This is a genomic window from Candidatus Margulisiibacteriota bacterium (assembly GCA_003242895.1).
Lineage (GTDB): Bacteria > Margulisbacteria > Riflemargulisbacteria > GWF2-39-127 > GWF2-39-127 > GWF2-39-127.
In genome coordinates, this window is record QKMY01000021.1 from 77,380 (window position 1) to 98,284 (window position 20,905).

General features: G+C 37.6%; 15 protein-coding genes. All 15 read left to right on the forward strand.

What is annotated here, in order from left to right:
* The first annotated feature begins 166 nt into the window (after positions 1–166).
* Complete coding sequence (locus DKM50_02730) at positions 167–1,894, forward strand: hypothetical protein (protein PZM83208.1); 1,728 nt, start codon at positions 167–169, stop codon at positions 1,892–1,894.
* Positions 1,895–2,062: 168 nt separating this feature from the next.
* Positions 2,063–2,833: a hypothetical protein gene (locus DKM50_02735; GenBank protein ID PZM83209.1), complete on the forward strand. Its 771-nt coding sequence runs from the start codon at positions 2,063–2,065 to the stop codon at positions 2,831–2,833.
* A gap of 48 nt (positions 2,834–2,881) precedes the next feature.
* Positions 2,882–3,994 carry a hypothetical protein gene (locus DKM50_02740; GenBank protein PZM83210.1) on the forward strand — a complete coding sequence of 371 codons (1,113 nt, stop codon included), beginning with the start codon at positions 2,882–2,884 and terminating at the stop codon, positions 3,992–3,994.
* A complete protein-coding gene (locus DKM50_02745; protein ID PZM83211.1) occupies positions 3,984–4,835 on the forward strand; it encodes a hypothetical protein in 852 nt (283 codons plus the stop codon). Before DKM50_02740 ends, DKM50_02745 begins: the two co-directional genes overlap by 11 nt.
* Positions 4,836–4,851: 16 nt before the next feature.
* Entirely contained in the window at positions 4,852–5,844 is a 993-nt protein-coding gene (locus tag DKM50_02750) for a hypothetical protein (GenBank protein PZM83212.1), read from the forward strand.
* A 120-nt stretch (positions 5,845–5,964) separates the two neighbouring features.
* Complete coding sequence (locus tag DKM50_02755) at positions 5,965–7,095, forward strand: hypothetical protein (protein ID PZM83213.1); 1,131 nt, start codon at positions 5,965–5,967, stop codon at positions 7,093–7,095.
* Positions 7,096–7,097: 2 nt separating this feature from the next.
* Positions 7,098–8,885, forward strand: coding sequence for an asparagine synthase (glutamine-hydrolyzing) (gene asnB / locus DKM50_02760; GenBank protein PZM83214.1), 1,788 nt, complete (start codon positions 7,098–7,100; stop codon positions 8,883–8,885).
* A complete protein-coding gene (locus DKM50_02765) occupies positions 8,882–9,991 on the forward strand; it encodes a hypothetical protein (GenBank protein PZM83215.1) in 1,110 nt (369 codons plus the stop codon). The genes asnB and DKM50_02765 overlap by 4 nt, the downstream gene beginning before the upstream one ends.
* A 146-nt stretch (positions 9,992–10,137) precedes the next feature.
* Positions 10,138–11,235 carry a glycosyltransferase family 1 protein gene (locus DKM50_02770; protein PZM83216.1) on the forward strand — a complete coding sequence of 366 codons (1,098 nt, stop codon included), beginning with the start codon at positions 10,138–10,140 and terminating at the stop codon, positions 11,233–11,235.
* Between the two features lie 57 nt (positions 11,236–11,292).
* Positions 11,293–12,285 (forward strand): GDP-mannose 4,6-dehydratase, encoded by a 993-nt coding sequence (locus DKM50_02775; GenBank protein ID PZM83217.1) that lies wholly within the window; start codon positions 11,293–11,295, stop codon positions 12,283–12,285.
* Positions 12,286–12,392: 107 nt separating this feature from the next.
* A complete protein-coding gene (locus tag DKM50_02780) occupies positions 12,393–13,541 on the forward strand; it encodes a glycosyltransferase (GenBank protein ID PZM83218.1) in 1,149 nt (382 codons plus the stop codon).
* Positions 13,542–13,637: 96 nt separating this feature from the next.
* Positions 13,638–17,108: a hypothetical protein gene (locus tag DKM50_02785; GenBank protein ID PZM83219.1), complete on the forward strand. Its 3,471-nt coding sequence runs from the start codon at positions 13,638–13,640 to the stop codon at positions 17,106–17,108.
* Position 17,109: 1 nt separating this feature from the next.
* Positions 17,110–18,555: an undecaprenyl-phosphate glucose phosphotransferase gene (locus DKM50_02790; protein ID PZM83220.1), complete on the forward strand. Its 1,446-nt coding sequence runs from the start codon at positions 17,110–17,112 to the stop codon at positions 18,553–18,555.
* A gap of 122 nt (positions 18,556–18,677) precedes the next feature.
* On the forward strand, positions 18,678–19,382 hold the full coding sequence (locus tag DKM50_02795; GenBank protein ID PZM83221.1) for a hypothetical protein: 705 nt from the start codon (positions 18,678–18,680) through the stop codon (positions 19,380–19,382).
* On the forward strand, positions 19,382–20,824 hold the full coding sequence (locus DKM50_02800; protein PZM83222.1) for a glutamate--tRNA ligase: 1,443 nt from the start codon (positions 19,382–19,384) through the stop codon (positions 20,822–20,824). Before DKM50_02795 ends, DKM50_02800 begins: the two co-directional genes overlap by 1 nt.
* The last annotated feature ends 81 nt before the right edge of the window (positions 20,825–20,905 follow it).

Here is a 20,905-nt window from a genome sequence, read left to right on the forward strand (position 1 = left end):
AGTTTCTATTTTAGAAGTTAACGTATCGGGCATAAAGGTGCAGGTCATTAAACTGTCTTGTTAATATTTATTGAACCTGAAAAAATCGAATCAGTTGTAGTGATAATTATAAATTGTACGGACATATCCTGATGGATAAATAATTACTTTGAATTGAAGAATAAAAATGAGATTAAATGAATACTGCCCGGATCCCCCTCATATAACAGTTATTGTCACGTGGGGACGTAAAGTACCGCCGCATTTGGATCATACTTATCCTCGTTATGGGAAGAAGCAGATATTTTGCGGACCTTATTTACGAGATGGTTTCGTCGGGGATTTCCAATATATTTCAACTTCTACTCTTCATTTTGACATTGACGAAGTTATTTCCAAAATTGAGGATATTAATAAAATAGATATGTTTATTGCAGACTTGGAGGTCGGAATAGTTCCTTTTGTTAAAGGTTTAGACAAACTGGCTTGTCCAAAAATTGGAAAGATTGGAGATACTTTTCATGGCATGTATCCTTTGAGCTCTTTAATAGAGTATCTTCAAGTTGAACGCTATGATCACCTGTTATCTGTAGCTCAGCCTGCCCATTTACATTTTTTTTTCGAGATAGGATATAAGCATTGTGCTGCATTACCTCGTCTTGGCCCTTCTATCGATGTGACCAAAGGAAAAATTCAAAGAGATATCGGTGTTATCTATGTCGGGATCAGATTTAGTTTTCATCATGTGCGCAGGACCTTGATGCTTTTTTCCTTGGAGAGGGCGTTGACTGCACAAGGTATAGATTTTCGGCAGTATACTCATACCGGTCATAACGAATGGCTGTCGCTGTGTTCCAGGTCAAAAATAGCAGTATGTTCCAGTTCGAACAACCAGTTTACCCCTCAGATATTTTATATTATGCATACCGGCTGCCTTTGTATGGTTGATGAGCTAAGTCAGCAAACAGGGGTTTATCGTTTTTTTCAACCTGGAAAACACTTTATAACCTGGCGCAGTTTCTCAGATCTTATATCTAAAATACTGTACTATAGTGAGCATGAGGATGAGGCTGCTGCTATTGCTAGAGCTGGACAGGAAAAGGCAAGGGAGTATTTTCCTGTAGAAGCTGTAGAAGGTAAAATAATATACGATTTTGCAACTCGTAATATTCTGCCGTCCGAAAATTTCAGAGCGGATATTGATAAAAGATTTAATGCCGTAAGCAGTGGGGACTTTTCCGAGAAAAAATTTAATCGTAGAATCAGATTCTACGAAAATATTCAGGATTTGCATAGAAAGCATGAAACGCTCCATATATTGTTCTGGAAAATGACTGATGATATTTCGGCAATCGATGTTGCCGATTTGCCAAGATTAAATATAACCTGTTGTCTTGATGAAACAATTATAGATAAGGCAACGGCAGAGGCTGTCGCGAAGGACCAGGGGGTAACTGATATCACGTATGTTTATACTGCTGAGCTCAGCAGATTTGGACTATTTGATATTTGCTTATTGCAGGCAGATAATGAATCTGATGATTCTCAAATTACCGAGATGATGGGTTACTTGAAATCCAGCGCAGTGATATTTGTTTTCTCTGAAACAAAAGAAATACAAAAAAACCTTATCGAAAGTTATGGATTTGTTCCTGCTGCCAAGAGTAGTTGCAAGAACTTTCTTAAGAGGCAAATAGATCGCATTTTAGTCAAATTACCTTTGTTCTTGTTGCCATTTGGGATATATCGGTATTCTTTGTCGTTAATGCCACAGATGGAAATGGTTGAAGGCTTATATGCATTCTATAGAAAATCAGGGAACACTGATTTTAAGTTCCTTTTTAGTTTCCATGGTGCTCGAATGTGGTGGAAGTATTATTTTGTAAAATGCAAAAAAATAATAAAGATCAATTAAGGAAACAAAAACATAGGTTTGACTGGAACCTATGAAATGGTAAATAATCTAATAATCAGGGATATTAATGCTAAATAGTGTAATCGCATATGAAGATGAGCTATACAAAGACTTTAGAGAGAGTAAAGGCATAGCTTGCTATGTTCTTATAACATATAGTGGAGGTGTATTTTGGCAGGTTCAACAGATGTCAAAGAAATACTAAAAGAACTGGTATTACTTCAGGAGCAGCATGCTGACTTTAGTCTTGAGCAGTTCCAAAGTGCTACTTCAGCTTTTCAGTATTGCCTTTTATATTCGCTCATTTCTAAATATGCACCTTCCTGCTCCAGGATTCTTGATTGGGGTTGCGGTGCGGGGCATTGTTCTTATGTATTGCAACGATTAGGCTACTTTGTACATGCCTATGGGTTTAATTCATACCCGCTGATTAGTTTGTTAAGTAAAAAAGAAAAGTTTGTTTTTAGGAAGGCTGATCATTCGAGTCCCGTAAATATACCTTTTCCTGAAAACGAATTTGATTTAGTTGCTTCAGTCGGGGTCTTGGAACATGTTCGTGATCTTGGTGGAAAAGAAGTTCTGAGTTTAAAGGAAATTGCCAGGATATTACGGCCGGGAGGGCATTTCATATGCTATCATTTTCCTAATAAGTACAGTTTATTCGAGAATATAACCAGAAAATATCGTAAAAATACTTTTTCACATCAATATACCTATACCAAAGAGGATATTGTTAACCTGTGCAGGGAATCGGGGTTATTAGCGGTAGAGATCAAAATGTATAATTTTCTGCCTCGAAACATCGTTGGGAGATTTCCTGGATTTTTGCGCCATTCAGCTCTATTTAATTATATATATAACATGATTGATAATATTTTGACTGGTTTGCTTGGTTTTTTGTGTCAGAATTATTATTTTGTGGCTAAAAAGTCTCAATAATTAGAGAAGTGAGAAACAATTCCGGTTGAAGATGGAAGAAGATAATTCGTGTATAAAAAAACAAGAAAAATTATCAGTAAATATTATCGAAGTGTTCGTTTGTATTGGGAAGACCTAGTCTATTACCTTAAGTATTTCATACTGCCAGAGAAGATAAAGCATAGGGAGTTTGTACCGGTTTTTGTTAGAAAGAACAAAAAGGAATTACGTTTAGGCGTCATTTACGGTCACGTGAATCACGAAAAATATAACTTGGTTAATGGCTTGGGATTAGAATTTAATATCATCGAATTCGATTACGGTCATTATCCTTTTGATAAAGTCAGTACAAATAATGAGTTAAAGAAGCAGCTTAATAAAGAGATACTGGAATTTGTCGGGATAAGCAAGTTGGATGTGGTATTCTTTTATATTTCCGGCGCTCACTTGTACCCTGAGACTTTGCAGATTATTCAAAAAAAATACAAGATAATGACAATAAATATCTCTATGAATGACAGGGAGTCATTCCGAAATCGACTGGTTGACGGGTATTTTCTCGGCGTTAAAGATATCTGCAGATATTTTGATGCAAATTGGACAACTACCAGCCAGTCTATATACAAATATAAGGTGGAAGGCGCCAATGTGATATTCATGCCGGAGGGTGGTAATCCCCAAGTTCATCGAAGAGTTAGGGCAGAGTGTGCATATGATGTAGTATTCATCGGTCTTAATTATGGGAACAGAGGGGAAATGCTAGACTACTTAAGTTATAACGGAGTAAAGCTTAAGGTGTTTGGCAAAGACTGGTATGAAGGTTCTGAGGTAAGGTATGAGGACATGCCTAAGATCTATAATCAAGCAAAAATAAACCTTGGATTTGCAGGTGTGATGGACTATATTGGAGCTACCTGCCTAAAAGGCAGGGATTTCGAAGTCATGATGAGCGGTGGATTTTATATCACTCAATATAACAAAGAACTAGCTTCTTTCTTTCAAGAGGACCAGGAGATCGTTTTCTATCGCTCTAAAAAAGATCTCTTAACCAAGATCAATTATTACCTGTTACATGATAGCGAACGGGAAAGAATAAGAGCGAACGGTTACAAAAGAGCTCAGGAGCATACCTGGGCTAATCGTTTGTCAAAGGTAATAATTTTTCAGGGCAATGAACGTTAAATGCCATAAGAAAGGGTATCCTATGCAAAAATATATGTTTCCACTACTTAAATGTCTGAAACAATATGTTCCTATACCTTACAACCTGTTGTACCGGGTATATGCCATGGTAAAAAATAAAGAACATTATGAGTATATTACTAGAATTAACAAGTTTGATTTTGTTGTGAAATGTGATATTTCTGATTGGATACCTTTCAATATCTATTTCTGGGGAATTTACGAAAAGTACGAATCTCTCTATTTTCATAAACTGATTAATAAAGGGATGACGTGTTTTGATGTCGGGGCAAATATCGGGTATTACTCAATGCTTTTTGCCTCAAAGGGGGCTGAAGTGCACGCATTTGAAGCTGTTGCAAGGAACGCAGAGAAGTTAACTGAAAATGCTCAATTAAACCTCTATAGTAATATTAGAATCAATCATTTAGCAGCTTCCAATAATTGTGAACCTATAAAAATATTTCTATCACCTGATGCTAACGGAAACCATAGCGCGATAAACCAGTTCCTTTCCGGACAGTTTGAGCTGTGTTCTGCAATAACAATTGATGCATACTGTTCCCTTAATAACATCCGTCACATTGATGTTATCAAAATAGACGTAGAGGGTAGTGAGATAAATGTAGTCCATGGTATGGAACGGATGATAGGTGAGAATAGGGTTGATTATATCCTCATGGAATTTATTCATGATGATCCGGCATACATTGATCTTTTCAATACGCTTATTCGAGTGTTCGATAGTTATACTATAGAAAAAGGAACAAAGCTTAAAGCAATAGGCATGCCGCCTTTTTCCGGAAATGTATTATTTATTAGAAAGAATCTCAAAAAATAAATAACGGGGTTATATTATGAAAAAAATACTAATAGTTTCTGAATATCGCGAAAATGACCCCAGGTATTTTCAAGTTACCTCAATTATTAATTTTATTCGTAGTCAGGGTTATGATCTGGATATTTTTGACATGCACAAATTTGTCATTCCTAGATTGCCATGGGAAATAAATATTAATTTTGTTTATCTCAGGAGCCTTTTCCTTGTTAAGCACATTGTGCGGACGAAACCTGATATAGTTTTTGTTCTGAAAGGTCATGGAATATTGAGGAAAACTATTGCCAAAGCCAGAAGCCTTGCTTCTGCTACCAGATTTATACTTCATGCCTACGATGATATATTCGGAGTAATTAACGATTATAGCCGTTCGAGTTGTATTCGGGAGTATGATATTGTTGCCCTCTATGATAAGTATAACTGGGAGGAGCTTAACGAACGTCATATTAATTCAATCTATACACCATTATGGTTCGATAAGGAATTATTTGATTCTGTTACAGTGAAGGGGAAGAAATATGATGTGACCTTTGCCGGGTCCTGGAATAAAAAAAGAGAGAAGCTGTTAAATGAATTAGTCGAGATATACCCTGATATAGGATTGCATATCTGGGGCCCTGATTGGAATCATTGTTCTTATAAAAATCTAATGAAATTCTATCATCCCGAAGCAGTATATGCAGAGAAGATGGTAATGATATTCAAGGAATCCAAAATTCTGATCAATATTTTTGATGAGCATACCATCAAAGCGACGAATTACAGAACATATGAGGCTTTGGGTTCCAAATCGTTATTGATTAACGAAGCAAACAGCGAATTAAACAATCTTTTCAAGATTGGTGAACATCTGGATGTTTTTAGCAATGCCCGGGAACTCAAGGAAAAAATTAAATATTATTTGAATAATGAGGAGTTGTGCAGGGAGATGTCTGATACCGCTTATAATTATGTATCAGAGAATTATACCTTAGCGCATTTCATGAATAAGATTTTTGACAGTATTAAGTAAGCTATAGAGAGGTAATCCGGAAATTTTTTATTTTCATTATTCTTTAATAAATTGTAGTATAATATAGCATATTATACACCCACAGATAATATAAGGTAATATATCTGTTTAGTAGGAACTATGCAAAATTTTAAAATAATGATGATAACTGATGACTTCCTACCCAATATCGGTGGGATAGCTTCTCATATCCATGAACTATCACGATTTCTCGTGAAAAAAGGCCATCAAGTAACAGTGCTTCATCATATCTATGGACAGGGAAGTCCGGATATTGAGTATATAGAGGGAATTAAGGTAATAAGGATATACACCTCAAGCACACTGCCGAAATTACGCTTTCTTATCAAATTGTTTAGCATAGCTAAGTATATTTACTGTAACGATAGCGATGTTATACATTTCCATGACTTCCCGGCCGGACCGATAGTCAATAAATGTATTTTCTCGAAAAAAAAGAGTATTTTTACTAATCATTCCTCCCAGTATTTGGAATGGTTCGATAGCCCAAAAAAATCTCTGCTCCCATTCTTGATGAGAGGGTTCTCTTCAATAATAGCGCCGAGCGAAGAACTGAAACAAAAGGCAGATTTCTATGGTAATGCATATTTTATCAGTAATGGTGTGGACACTGAAAAATTTTCATTAAAAACACACGTCTGTGACGATTATGTGAATAAAAAATATAATATAAGAACTGCTAATATTATTCTCTGTCCCCGAAGATTGGAGCCTAAAAATGGCGTTAGATATCTGATAGAGGCTATTCCCCACATAAAAAGCACAAATTATCAGATAGTAGTTGTCGGCGGAGGTTTTGACGAAGAAAAAGAAAAAATGCTCAAATTCCTGAAAATAAATAATATAGAGGAAAAAGTTGTGTTTACAGGGAATATCCCGAATCATCTGATGGTAAACTTTTTTTGCAGCGCCCGTATTGTGGTGTTGCCTTCCTTGATGGAAGCTACAAGTATTTCAGCCCTCGAGGGTATGTCTTGTTCCCGGCCTATATTATGTACCGATGTAGGAGGGCTCCCTTTTTTAGTAAAAGACCGTTATAACGGATTTGTTGTACCTCCTTGTGATTCCTTGGCGCTGGCAGAAAAAATTGATGTGCTGCTGTCATCGCCTGAATTATGTGAAGAGTACTCAAAGAATAGCAGGAAAATTGTAGAGGAGAATTTCAGTTGGGACGCCATAGCGTCAGAAGTCCTCGGAGTCTATAATTTCCGCGAGTGCACAGGAGTATAATAATGTGCGGCATTTCACTGATATACTCACTTGATAGAACCATCGACTTCGATTTATCAATAAAACAAATAAACCGGGAACTCCATCACCGAGGACCTGATGATTGCGGTATCTATCTGGGAGAAAACTTCGCACTGGGCCATACTAGGTTATCGATAATAGACCTCTCAGCTGCCGGACACCAGCCTTTTGTTAACCAGTCTGAAGATCTGGTTATTGTTTATAATGGAGAGATTTATAATTACCTGGAACTCAAAGAAGAGTTGGCAGACTATTCGTTTAAATCAAAAACCGACACCGAAGTAATACTCGCGGCTTATAAAAAATGGGGAAGTGACTGCGTCAAGAGATTTAATGGCATGTTTTCCTTTGTAATCTTTGACAGGGAATACAATGTTTTTTTCATTGCCCGGGATCAGTTTGGAATAAAACCTCTTTATTATTATCATAGTGGTGATACGTTAATTGTTTCTTCGGAAATAAAGGCCATATTTGCTTCCGGGATAGTAAAGCCGCAGCTGGCACGGGATAATGTGTATGAATACTTTCTCGATAACTATGTAAAAGAACCGAATACTATCTTTCAGGGCATATCTACCATAGAACCTGGAATGCATGCAACTTATGATATACACAGCAATAGCCTGATAAAATGCAGATATTGGGACTTTTCTTTTAGCCCGGACGGTACGAGATCTGAAGAATATTGGGCAGAACGGTTGGAAGCGGCTTTTAAGCGTTCGATTAAACTGAGGCAGATGTCCGCTGACGTAGATGTTGGCGTTTTTCTTAGCGGAGGTATGGATTCTTCGGTAATAACTGCGCTGATGAAAGAGAATGTTGATGTTTTGAAAGCATATACGATCGGTTTCAATGAGAAAGAGTATGATGAGTCGGATTCAGCGAGGACTATCGCGAAGAATGCCGGAATTGAACACACCGAGGTGGTTCTGGCCAGGGATGAGTTCATCCGGGAATTTGATTCGATTATTGCAAAGATGGATCAGCCGTCAATTGACGGATTTAATACCTATTTTGTTTCTAAATATGCAGCAAAAAATGTGAAGGTGTCTCTGTCAGGATTGGGCGGTGATGAATTATTCTCAGGATATCGTTACTTCACTCTGATACCGAGAATATTGAAGCTGAAATGGCTGCTCAATCCGTTCGTGACTGAATTCATACCTATAAAAAAGCTAAAACTTCTTGCTTCAGTGCCAAAAACCAGTACGGACCTGTTTGAACTCTTTATGTCCACTTTTACGCGGGATGAGCTGTGTCTCTTGTTTCGGGATGAAATTGCGGTCCCGCAGAATAACGAGGTCTTTCATCCGAACATATTATCCGAGCTGGCTATTAAGAATTATATGATCCCGATATTGCTGCGTGACGCGGATGTCATGGGGATGGCCAACAGTATGGAAGTGAGGTTCCCATTTCTTGATATCGAAATGTTCGATATCATCGCTCGAATACCTCCCTCACTGAAACTGAACAAAGGTATTCTTCATAAGGTATTAGCAAAATACTGCCCTGGAAAGTTGTTCCAACGGAAAAAGAAGGGCTTTGTTGTTCCCATAAAATTATGGATTAAAGATGTAATTCTTGCTAATAAAGTTATGGTGATCTCCGTGTATCGGTCAATTGACATGTTCAACCTGAGTTATATCGAGAAGACCCTTGACCAGTATCTAGGTTCTGAAAATCCTGGCTTTAAGCAATCAAATAAAGCTATTTCGCTTTATGTGTTTGCTATTTGGTATGATCAATTAAAAAAGAGATATACATGATCAATATTCTATTCCTTAATCATGATGCTGCTCTTGGCGGCGCGGAGGTTAATCTTCTAAAGACATTAAGAACTCTTGACAGGTCTAAGTTCGTTATCAACGTGTGGCTGGGCAGTCAGGGATTGTTAGAAAAAGAAGTTAATGCTATTCCTCAACTGAAAGTGCACCGGTCCGTTTCACGCAGGTTGAAGTTTAATTATAACCCGATTGCAGTCATTCGGGATTTGTATTCTAATGTTTACTGTATTAGTCGTATCGTTAAACAGGAGCGGATCGGGATACTCTACGCCAATTCCTTTCGTTCCGCTATTTATGCAGCGATCATTAAGTGTTTTCAACCACACCTTAAATTTGTTTGGCATAAACGGCATAGCACCGCAAAGAACCTTGCATTCACTTTTATTGCCTCGAATTCCGATCTGGTACTTACAAACTCGAATTCTTTGAGATCAGAATTGATCACATATAGCGTTGGGAGTGATAAGATAAAGACAATATATAACGGGATTGATTTTAAACTCTTTGAAAAGTATTCGATAAAGGAATCTGTGCGTCAGCCGGGGGTGAAACAACTCGTATGCATCGGTAAAATTGTTCCTGCTAAAGGACAGCTGGATTTTATCAAATTAATTGAGAAACTAAACAAAGAAAGAGATTGTATCGGGACGATAGTTGGAAAAGTGGTTGATTATGAGTACTATGCTGTATGCAAGAATTACATTAAAGCCAAAGATTTGGGAGCAACCATAAATTTCGTTGACGAAACATTGCAAGTTTATGATATTATTGCGATGGCAGACGTACTGATCTCTGTTTCTTATAAAGAAGCTTTTGGCATGGCTATCCTGGAATCATTGGCATGCAAAACTCCGGTAACAGCATATGATGTCGGCGGAGTGAAGGAAGTTGTCGGTGAGGCCTTGTCACCACTGGTATTAGTGCCTGCGGGGGATATTGACGCAATGAGCCATATTGTTATTAAGCTCCTAAGCGATAGTAACTATGTAACGAAAGTTCTTTTTGAGGCTGATCGACATATTAAGCGTTTCGATATTAGCAACTGCAGGGCTGAGACAGAAAAATGCTTGGAGAATTTATTCTTGTGAACAACTGATTTGTCACGGTATGGTGGTTAATATATAGTTGATAGTAAGTAAATATTCTGATAATAAGTTCATGATGTTTGTAGAAAAAAATATCTTTTTGCAGCTAAAAAGTCTCCATAATTAGAGAAGTGAGAAAAATTTCCAATATGAAAAAAATTGTAATCGACGCTCGTATGATAAACCATTCAGGAATTGGCAAATGCCTGCAGAATTTGATTCCGTTGTTAGCTGGTACTTATCGTATAATTCTCATCGGTAATAAGAACGAAATTACTGAGTATCCCTGGAGCCGGCATATATCGCTGATTCATCTTGATTGTCCCATCCTCTCTATACAGGAACAACTGAGGTTGCCTTTGGCAATTCCGGATTCAGATTTGTTTTGGTCTCCGCAATACAACGTTCCTCTTTTTCCTATTAAGGCTGTAAAAAGGCTTGTGACAATTCATGATGTTTATCATTTGTCGTATTATAATTCACTCAGTATAAGTAAGAAAGCATATGTTAACATTGTAATCAATGCTTCGATTGCATTATCAGGAAAAGTCCTGGTAGACTCAGTTTTCACTAAAGCTGAAATACTTAAATATATTAAGGTTGACGAGCGTAAGTTGGTAGTTAATTATAATGGTGTTGATACAAGTGTTTTTAGGAGGATTACGGATAGGGCGACGTTAGATGAAGTTATTAAGAAATATAATCTTCCCGCTAAATATGTTTTATATGTAGGCAACGTAAAACCGAATAAAAATTTGAAAAGGCTAATGAAGGCAGTCGCTCAGATTGACCGTGAATACCGGATTGTAATCGTGGGCAAAAAAGAAGGGTTCATTACTGAAGACTCGGAGCTTTTTGAGTTAATGACGAGCAACCCTGAGTTGAACGAACGGGTTGTTTTTACCGGAAGGGTTGATGATGCTGATCTTCCTGTCTTTTATAGCTTAGCTTCGGTTCTTGCTTTTCCTTCGATTTATGAAGGGTTCGGATTGCCTCCGCTTGAGGCTATGGCCTGTGGCTGTCCCTGTGTAGTATCGGCTATCGCCAGTATTCCCGAGATATGCGGTAATGCAGCTCATTATGTTAACCCTTACGATGTTGATGACATTGCTCAGGGTATCAATGAAGTTTTATCCAACTCGGCTTATAGCGGCATGCTGCTCCGTAATGGAATTGAACGACTTGGATTGTTTGATTGGAACCGATCTGCCGGGAAGGTCCGAGAAGTTATTGACAGCTTATTTTGAAGAAAGATTTTAGGCTGAATATTTCGGCTTAATAATATAATTATTAATGGAGATTTTATGAAAAAAAAAGCGATTATTACCGGAATTAATGGACAGGATGGCTCATATTTAGCTGAATTGCTTTTGGCGAAAGGCTATGAAGTACATGGAATTGTCAGAAGATCGTCATTAGAAAATGATAAGAAATTGGTTAACTTGAAAAATAGTATGGATAAAATTGAGCTGCATCATTGCAGCATGGAAGACCATTTGAGTTTGTACAAATTAATATCTCATATAATCCCGGATGAGTGTTATCATTTGGCTGCCTCAAGTTTTGTGAGCTATTTATTCGATGATGAGCTGTCAATTGTGAATACGAATTTTAATGCAACTCATTACCTGTTATCAAGTATAAAAGAACTGGTCCCAAACTGCAGATTCTATTTTGCCGGTTCAAGTGAAATGTTCGGTGAACCGGAAACTTCTCCTCAAGATGAAGAGTGCCGGTTTAATCCGCGATCAATCTATGGGATATCAAAGCTGGCAAGTTATTATGTAACCAAGAACTATCGTGAACAGTATGGTCTCTATTGTTGTACCGGAATAACGTATAATCATGAGTCACCCCGTCGGGGACATTCGTTTGTAACCAGAAAAATCACTTCAGGGGTAGCAAAAATTGTTATGGGAAAAGCCAGGAAATTAGAACTTGGAAATCTTGATACCGTAAGGGATTGGGGATATGCTCCTGATTATGCCCAGGCAATGTGGCTTATGTTGAACAATCCTTTAGGCCCAAAAGATTACGTAATTTCGACAGGTATTGGTCATACAGTTAAGAATTTTCTCGATGTTGCATTTTCTTTAAAAGGGTTGGATTATCGAGATTACGTTGAGGTAAATCAGAAATATTTTAGACCAGCTGAAAAAAAATGCCTTATAGGCAATTCTTCATTAATTAAAGAAGAATTAGGCTGGATGCCAACGAAAAAGTTCGAGGATATTATTACTGATATGGTACTGGGAGATATTGATTTATTGTCGAATAATGTGCAGGAATGCGGTTAACGATAATACATTCCATCCGTTGGAATTTATATAATGACAGATTAATGTGCGTGATGTTAATATATTGAGGTGCCGTAAATAAAGGCTTAGCGTAAGGTTGGATTAACATGGGCAAGGTGAAAAAAGTATTACAAATAAATAAACTTTACTATCCTTGGATCGGTGGAGTAGAGAAGCACATACAAGATCTTTCGGAACATTTGCTGGAGTTTGATGACCTGGATATTCAAGTGCTCGCCAGCAATGAAACTTATAACTATGCTGATGAGGTTATTGGCGGGGTCAAGGTGAAAAAGCTTCCGAATATAGTCCACCTGTTTTTTAAAAAGGTATTACTTTTCTCAACGCCGGTTTGTCTTTCATTCCCGTTTTGGTTAAGAAAAATAAAAGCAGATATTCTTCATTTTCATATGCCCAACCCACTTGGCGTTATGTCGTATTTCCTGGCACGCCCAAAAGGGAAGCTTGTGGTTACATGGCAAAGCGACATCGTGAAACAGAAGAAATTCCTTCTGCTCTATGCCCCTTTCGAACGATGGTTTTTACGTCGGGCTGACGTTATCATAACCACTTCCGGTAATTTGGTTAATTATTCCAAATTCTTACCTCCTTTTAAGGATAAGTGCAAAATAGTACCTTTGGGAATCAATATCGAGGATTACGGGCTAAGTAGTGAAGGCATCCAAAAAGTGAGTGACATTAAAAAGGGCCATACCGGGAAGCACGTGTTGTTTGTCGGCAGGTTGGTTTATTATAAAGGTGTTAAGTATTTGATTGATGCAATGGAACACATCGACGCAGAATTGACTATCATCGGCAGTGGTCCGTTAAGGACCATCTTGGAAGCTCAGATTGAAAAGAAGGGTCTTTCAGGTAAGGTGACAATAATACCTCCGGTGACAACAGAAGAATTAGTCTGTCATTATCATTTGTGCGATGTTTTCGTTTTGCCGTCTGTGGCAGTAAGTGAAGCATTCGGAATCGTACAATTAGAAGCAATGGCCTGCGGTAAACCTGTTGTGTCAACGAATCTCCCCACGAGTGTGACGTATGTCAATGAGAATGGCAAGACCGGTATTGTTGTAGAGCCTGAAGATTCAATGGCTTTAGCCGAAGCAGTTAATAAGCTGCTCAATGATAACAACTTGCGAACAACGATGGGAGAATATGCGCAAGCCAGGGTAAAAAGAGATTTTACGAATAAGCAGGTCGCATTCAAAGTAAGAGAAATATATAAGGAACTTGTTTCTTTTTGAGTTGAATTGTACGGCAAGAGGTTCATTGTTTCATTGCTATACTATATAATGTAGTTGGTTCTATTTCTAAAACATTTTTTGTGAAAGGTGATTGACGTGGATTTTTTAAAAGATCATTTGCTATTGGTTGAATATTTAATCTTGATCGGAGTCGCACTGGGGTATTGGTTATTGGAGACGAAATCCAAGATTTTTGATAAGATTTTGAATGTCCTGATGCTGGTCCTGGTTGCTGGTATTCCTATAATTTATTCCTCAATAACGCGGTCTGTTTTTGAAGTTAACAAATTGCTGCTTCTCCGTCTGGTACTTAGTTTCGGCTATGGACTGTGGCTTACCAAATGTATATTGCTTTCAACTCAACACAAAAAAACAGAAGAAACTACAGAAAGAAAAAAGACAACAAATGTTTTAGGGATAAGCTTAGCTGTTTCTACCATTGTCCTTATTAGTATTTTACCGGTAACGTTGCCTTGGAAGATATTCACATTAGTTATTGCGATTTTAACCATATACCTTATTCCTTCGATAGGGTTCCAATGGAAATGGATGCGGCTTGAGAATGCTTTTTTAGCTTGGTTGCTGGTAAATATTTTTGCTACAATCATTTCAAAAAATATGTACGTAAGTATTATTGGTGCCTATGATCGCTGGGAAGGGATCATTACTGTTTTTAATTATATAATGCTGCTATTGATGTTTGCTCAATTAGTAAGAACTCGGCGTGCTTTGTATTGGCTTCTTGGCGGACTGCTGGTACCAACGACGTTATCGGCTATTTACGGTATTTTTCAGAGCTTTGGCGTCGACTTCATGCATTGGAGCGTCGATCCTACTTCGAGAGTATTTGCCAGCATTAATAATCCAGTCCATTTTAGCGCATATGTAGGTATGTTGGTTCCTGTAGGCTTAGGCTTTTTACTGCATTTGTGGTCATTATCTGCGAATGATAAAGATTTAAGTAATAAGTATTCGGTATTGAAATGGGTTATTTATATATCTACATTTCTCTGTTATTACGCGCTTTATCTATCTTTTTCCCGTGCAGCTACTTTAGGGTTTACCGCTTCGATGACCATCTTCTATTTGTTTTCTTTAGACTTATTCAGTAAAAAAAGTAAAAAAACTTTTATTCTGGATTTTTTTCTGACTGGAGGATTTATAGCCTTATTTTATATTGATTATATTTTTCTTTACTTTATGCATGAGTCCCTCGGAAAATATGTTCTTGCTGCGACCGGTCTTTATTTTATCTGCTATTTTGTCTATCAGCTAGTGTATATGGCTGAAGAGAGATCTCCTATCGCTATTGTTCGCAGTCTTCTTGCAAATCTTCTATTGCTGACAGTATTTTTCTTTGATGATAGATTTTCCTTTCTTAAAGATCATTGGTGGGGTTTCGTTGCAATTGCCGGATTATTATCTGTTATCGGCTATTATTTATTCTCAATGACGAGAAAAAAAGGTTTTGACGGTGTCCGGCTTTCAAGCAAAATACTGATAGTGTATATGTTTGCAAAGCTTCAATTTGTGGTATCAAGCTGGGCAGCCATTGGTATCTATATCGTCCTGTTATTTGTGATCTATATACTTGTACAGGAAAAAGATAATCTCAACAAAACTTTTTTCAAGGCTATACTTAAGCTGTTCGCAATAATAATTGCTATTCCAACGGTGATATGCCTTCTCTTCGATCGAACAATGATTGATCAGTTTGTTAGTCCGGAACTTGGTATCTTGATAATGAACTTTATTTTTTTGACAGCTGTTAGTATTTATCTTTTCGTTATTGGAAAAGAAAATATTAAGCAAGAGAAGATAAATATGCTGGTCTCTTTTATGTTGCTTTTTGCGGTAATTGTATTTGTTCCATCTTTTTCGAACAAAATAACCGAGCTTTTTCAACAAAAAGATTCCTCTAAGTTTAGTGCCGCACTTCAAGCAGCAGGAAAAGTCGGATCATATGGGACTGTAGCATTGGAAGGAACTGCTCGAACCAGTATGTGGAAGAGTTCGTTGCCATGGATCAAAGACAATATGTTTTTAGGGACCGGACCGGATACGGTAAAGGAAATGTACCCTAAATATCGTCGGGCAGATTACGGTATTCTTGAAGGCGGTCACAATTTTACTCCTGACCGGGTGCACAATGAATATCTTAACACTGCAATCACAACTGGCCTGATAGGGTTCGCTGTTCGATGGTTTTGGTTAATCGGAGGATTTTTTGTAATTTCCTTAGGGTTTTTGTATAAAAATCAAAACAAACCTTTATTTTACATTCTTATAGGTACAATGTCCGGAGCTATGGTCCATTTGGGACAGCTCAATTTTAATTTCAGTGTTGTTGCTACAGCTGTTCTTTTTTATTCCTTAATAGGGTTATCTCTTGCAATCGGATATTTTAATCTTGGCAATCCGGAAGAAAAACTAGAGGAAGTACCGGCTGAAATTGATAATAAACGTAAATCGAAATCAAAAAAAGAGCTCAGGATGTCTAATCCTTTTTTTGATGAACCGTTTGATGATACCAAAGTAGATTCTTCGGCCTGGGTAAAAATTACACTTTTATGGATAGTGGTAGGAGTTTTTGTCTGGCAGGCTTTTTGCCCTTACTTAGCTGAGCGTTATTATCGCGAGGGGTTTAATTATTCGTCACAGAAGCGACGTGATCTCTCGATTGTAGAACTTGCCAAAGCTTGCAATTACGCACCATGGGAGACTCAATATCGTGTTCAATTAGGGAAAGACTATGAAGAGATGGCTGGAGATTTGACAAATATTCCGGAGAAATTAGCGGCCTATAAAAAAGCGGAGCTGGAATATGATAATATACTCAGGATAAGCCCATTAAACCCCTGGTATATAAATAGATTGGCAAATGTATTTTTACAATATCAGAATTTATATTCCGATCCAAAAATGAAGGCTGACTATCTTAACAAAGCCGAAACTCTATTACACAGTGCCGCTACTATAGACAACAATGATCCTCTGTTTCATATGAGCTACGGTTTTTTTATGCACAAATTGGGAAAAGTAGATGTTGCAATGAAAGAATATGAAAAAGTTCTTGCCATAGATGGCAGGATGAGCGAGGCCAGGTATAATATGGCAGATATATACAGAATGCGTGGGGATGTAACCAGGGCGATTCAAGAGTATGAATATATCGCTACGAGTGATCCTACTTTTACTAGTATATATGATAGTCTGGGGAGAATATATTTTTCTAGACAAGAATTTAATAAAGCAGTTTTTGTTTTTGAAAAAGCGCTCATTCAAAATCCGACAGACATTAATTTACTGCGCAATTTGGGAGCGACCTATCACCAACTACAAAATTGGGATAAAGCTGTTGGTGTTTATAAGCAAGCCTTACGAAGCAATCCTCAGGATGTAATGATAAGGCGGTATCTTGCTCAAGCCTATTATAATAAAGGAGATATTGAACTCGCTTTAGCTCAATTGGAAGAAATACAGAGGATAGCACCGGATGATCAAGCAGTTATTCAAAATATTAACGCGATGAGGTATCAGCTTCAACGGGGTCAAGCAAAAAAATAAGATGCAAAAATACGTCGTTCGATATTCTTTGACATTAGTTAAATTATTTGGTGACATAGTAATTATTAATTTGGGTTTACTATTTGGGTATGCCATTAAGTTCAAATTATATCTTCTTAGCAGTTATTTTAACATTAATATACAAATAGAGAATCCTGCCGCTCAGATTGAGCCATACCTTTCTATAATGTTTGTTTATTCGTTGTTGATGGTTTTTACCCTCTATTTTGCCGGCGTATACAAAATGCGGTATGGTATTTTTGCTGAGTTCGATGAGATCATTAAGATTATCAAAGGTATCAGTATCGGAGTAATTGAGGTAATGGCATTTACCTTTATTTATAAGAGTTTTCCCGGATCGCGATTTGTACTCTTATATTCAGGGTTATTTACGATTTTCTTGATGTCCTGCTATCATATTTTCATTTTACAACTCCAGAACTATTTTCGGACCAAGGGCCTTGGAAGCCAGAAGGTTATGATTGTCGGTTCGGATGAAATGGGGCAGTCGGTAGCTGAAAGAATAATCAAGAATCCGTCAGCTGGGTTTCATTTAGTCGGGTTTGTTGATAATAAGAACCCGGAAAAAATATCTTATAATATTAGCAAGTATTTTAATTATCTAGGTAATCTTGATGAGCTTGTAAATATTATAAAACAAAAAAGAATAAATAAAGTTATTGTAACAACCACGGATGTAGCACGTGAGGACCTCGAACAATGGTATCAGAAATGTGAAGAGCTTAATGTCGAGTTCCAGATTATTCCGGATTATTTAGAACTTATATCAACAACGGTTTCCATATCTGACATTGACGGTATCCCAATAATTACTATTCGTAATCTCAAACGATCATGGATTGAAAATGTTTATAAACGGATATTGGATATCTCAATCGCTTTATTTATGGTGCTCCTGGTATCTCCTGTAATGTTGCTTACCTATATTATGATTCGTATTACATCGAAGGGACCAGCTGTCTTTGAGCAGGAAAGGGTCGGGAAAAATAGTAAATCATTCAAAATGTACAAATTCAGGTCTATGATGGTCGATGCAGAAACTGGTTCGGGCCCAAAAATAGTTGTTGATCGAGATGATGATCGAGTTACTGCAGTTGGTAAGATCATTAGAAAACTGAGTATCGATGAATTGCCCCAATTAATCAATGTTCTTAAGGGGGACATGAGTATTGTCGGACCACGGCCTGAACGCGAACATTTCATAAAAAAATTTGATAATGAATATCCTGGTTTTTCGAAGCGATTGTTGGTAAAGCCGGGAATTACCGGGTGGGCTCAGATAAACGGACGGGCTGCACTATCATCAAGAGTTGAAGAAAAACTTCGTTATGATCTTTATTATATAGAAAACTGGTCAATTCTTTTTGATATCAAAATAGTTATCAAAACTGTCCTGAAAGTAATCTTTGCCAAAGAAGCTTATTAGGATTTCATTTGCCTTATAGCGTATCCAAAGTGTGGATACAGTGCTGTACGTATCTACTTTGGGTATTGTCCTTCTGTGTATATTTCTATATAATTAGGTAAAAATTAATTAAGGAGACCTGTGTGAGATATTTGATATATATTTTTATTGTCACTTTATTCTCGATAAACACCGCTTTTTCCTATAATCTCAATGTTTATAGTAGAAATGTAAAAGATGATATTGGCGAGGTGGTAATTAACAATAATATTATCATGAGATTATATGACACTATTGATAAGCAAGACCCTGCTATACGGGCGGAGAAAATGGTTCAGAGAATTACTCAGCTTATAGCTATTGGTCTTAACCCTTATAACATAAAAGTAAAATATACGGACGGTTATTATCACGGGGTTATTGGTAACAGAAAGTTGTTCACAGTCGGAAGGAAGGAAGCAGCAATTAATCAGACAACGGAGGATATGCTAGCTATTGAGTGGATTGAAAAACTTAGAGCTGTGCTAAAAAATATGCCTGTTTCTGATGTGAAGATAAGTGAAGATGAACTACAATCTTCTCTTGCTAATAATGTGCCGGAAACTGGTTATGCTTCTTCCTTTGAAGCTGATTCAAATGATTTCCTGGGAGTGCACCCTTCCTTGCCGGTTGGCACTATTGTAAGGGTCAAAAATATTCATAACAGCTGGAGTATCGTGGTGAAGATAATTGGAAATAAAGTTCTTCCTGCCGGAAGAGTGATCACTGTTTCGCAAACAGCAGCCAAGGCGTTGGGATTAGCACAGACCGGGCTTAGTAAAGTCTTAATCTCTACTGCGGTGTATTGATGGCTAGAGTTCGATTTGCTCCGAGTCCAACAGGAAACCTCCATATAGGAAGCGTGAGGACTGCGCTTTTCAACTGGCTTTATGCTAAACGGGTTAATGGCAGCTACATTTTAAGAATAGAAGACACTGATCTCCAAAGGTCCACAAAAGAATACGAGGACAATATACTTGCAGGTCTTAAATGGCTCGGTCTCGAATGGGATGAGGGACCAGGAAAAGAAGATTCGGTTCGATATCGACAGACAGAGCGTATTGCACAGCATGTTTATGTGCCATTTGTCGAGAAATTGCTTGAGCAAGATGACGCATACTACTGTTATTGCACTCCTGAAGAGCTTGAAAAAGAGAAAGCATTATCTGCCGCTCAAGGTCTCGCACCTGGATATACAGGAAAATGCAGGAATCTGACAAGCGAACAATCTGAACAATACAAAGCCGAAGGAAGAGCGTGTGCTGTTAGGTTCAGGGTTAAACCTGAGAAGATAATTGTTAAAGATATTATTCGGGGCAATGTCGAATTTGACACAAACCTGATTAATGATTTTGTCATACAGAAAGCAGACGGCTCGCCGGCATATAATTTTGCTGTAGTAGTAGATGATATTGCAATGAGGATTACCCATGTTATTCGCGGAGAAGATCATCTGCCGAACACTCCTAAACAAATTATGCTTTATAATGCGTTATCGTCCAATTTGCCTGAATTTGCACATCTTCCTATGATACTTGGCCCCGATAAGTCTAAACTCAGCAAGAGACATGGGGCTACGTCGGTTGTTGAATATCAGGAGCAAGGGTTTTTACCGGAAGCGCTTATTAATTACTTATCTTTGCTTGGCTGGTCGCACCCGGAAGGCAAAGAAAAGATGCCGGTTCAAGAGATAATCAATAACTTTCATATAGAGAGAATATCAAAAAGTGGTGCTGTGTTTGATGTAGAAAAACTTAGATGGATGAATGGTCTGTATGTAAGGGAATTACCGGAAGAAAAACTTGTTAAAGCAGTCATGCCATTTTTAATTAGAGCTTATGGTTCTTCAGTTGAGGAAAAAAGCCAGGAATGGCTGAGTGAAGTTATTCAATCTGTCCGGGATAATTTGACCGTGTTAACTGACATTGTTTCTGCTACAAGTGTTTATTTTGTTGCTAAACCTGAATATCAGCCGGATTTTATCCTGAAATATCTTCACGATGATCTGAGCAAATCGATAATCACCGATGTTATCAATACCTTTACGTCTTTATCTGTGTATTCGGAAGAGGTAATTAAAGATTATATTAACGCACTGCCGGTTAAGTATTCCTGTGGGAAAGGGAAGGTACTTAAGCCCCTTCGTTATGCCGTTTCCGGACAGGAACACGGGCCATTGTTTGTTAAATTATTATACCTTTTAGGAAGAGAGACTGTTGTTGATCGCTTAAAAAAAGCGTTAGATATGTAGCTTAGCTTTATAGCCCCAACCTTAAGGGGGGGGCCAGGAAGTGACAAGTAACGCGTAACAGGTGACGAAGCTGTAAGTCCC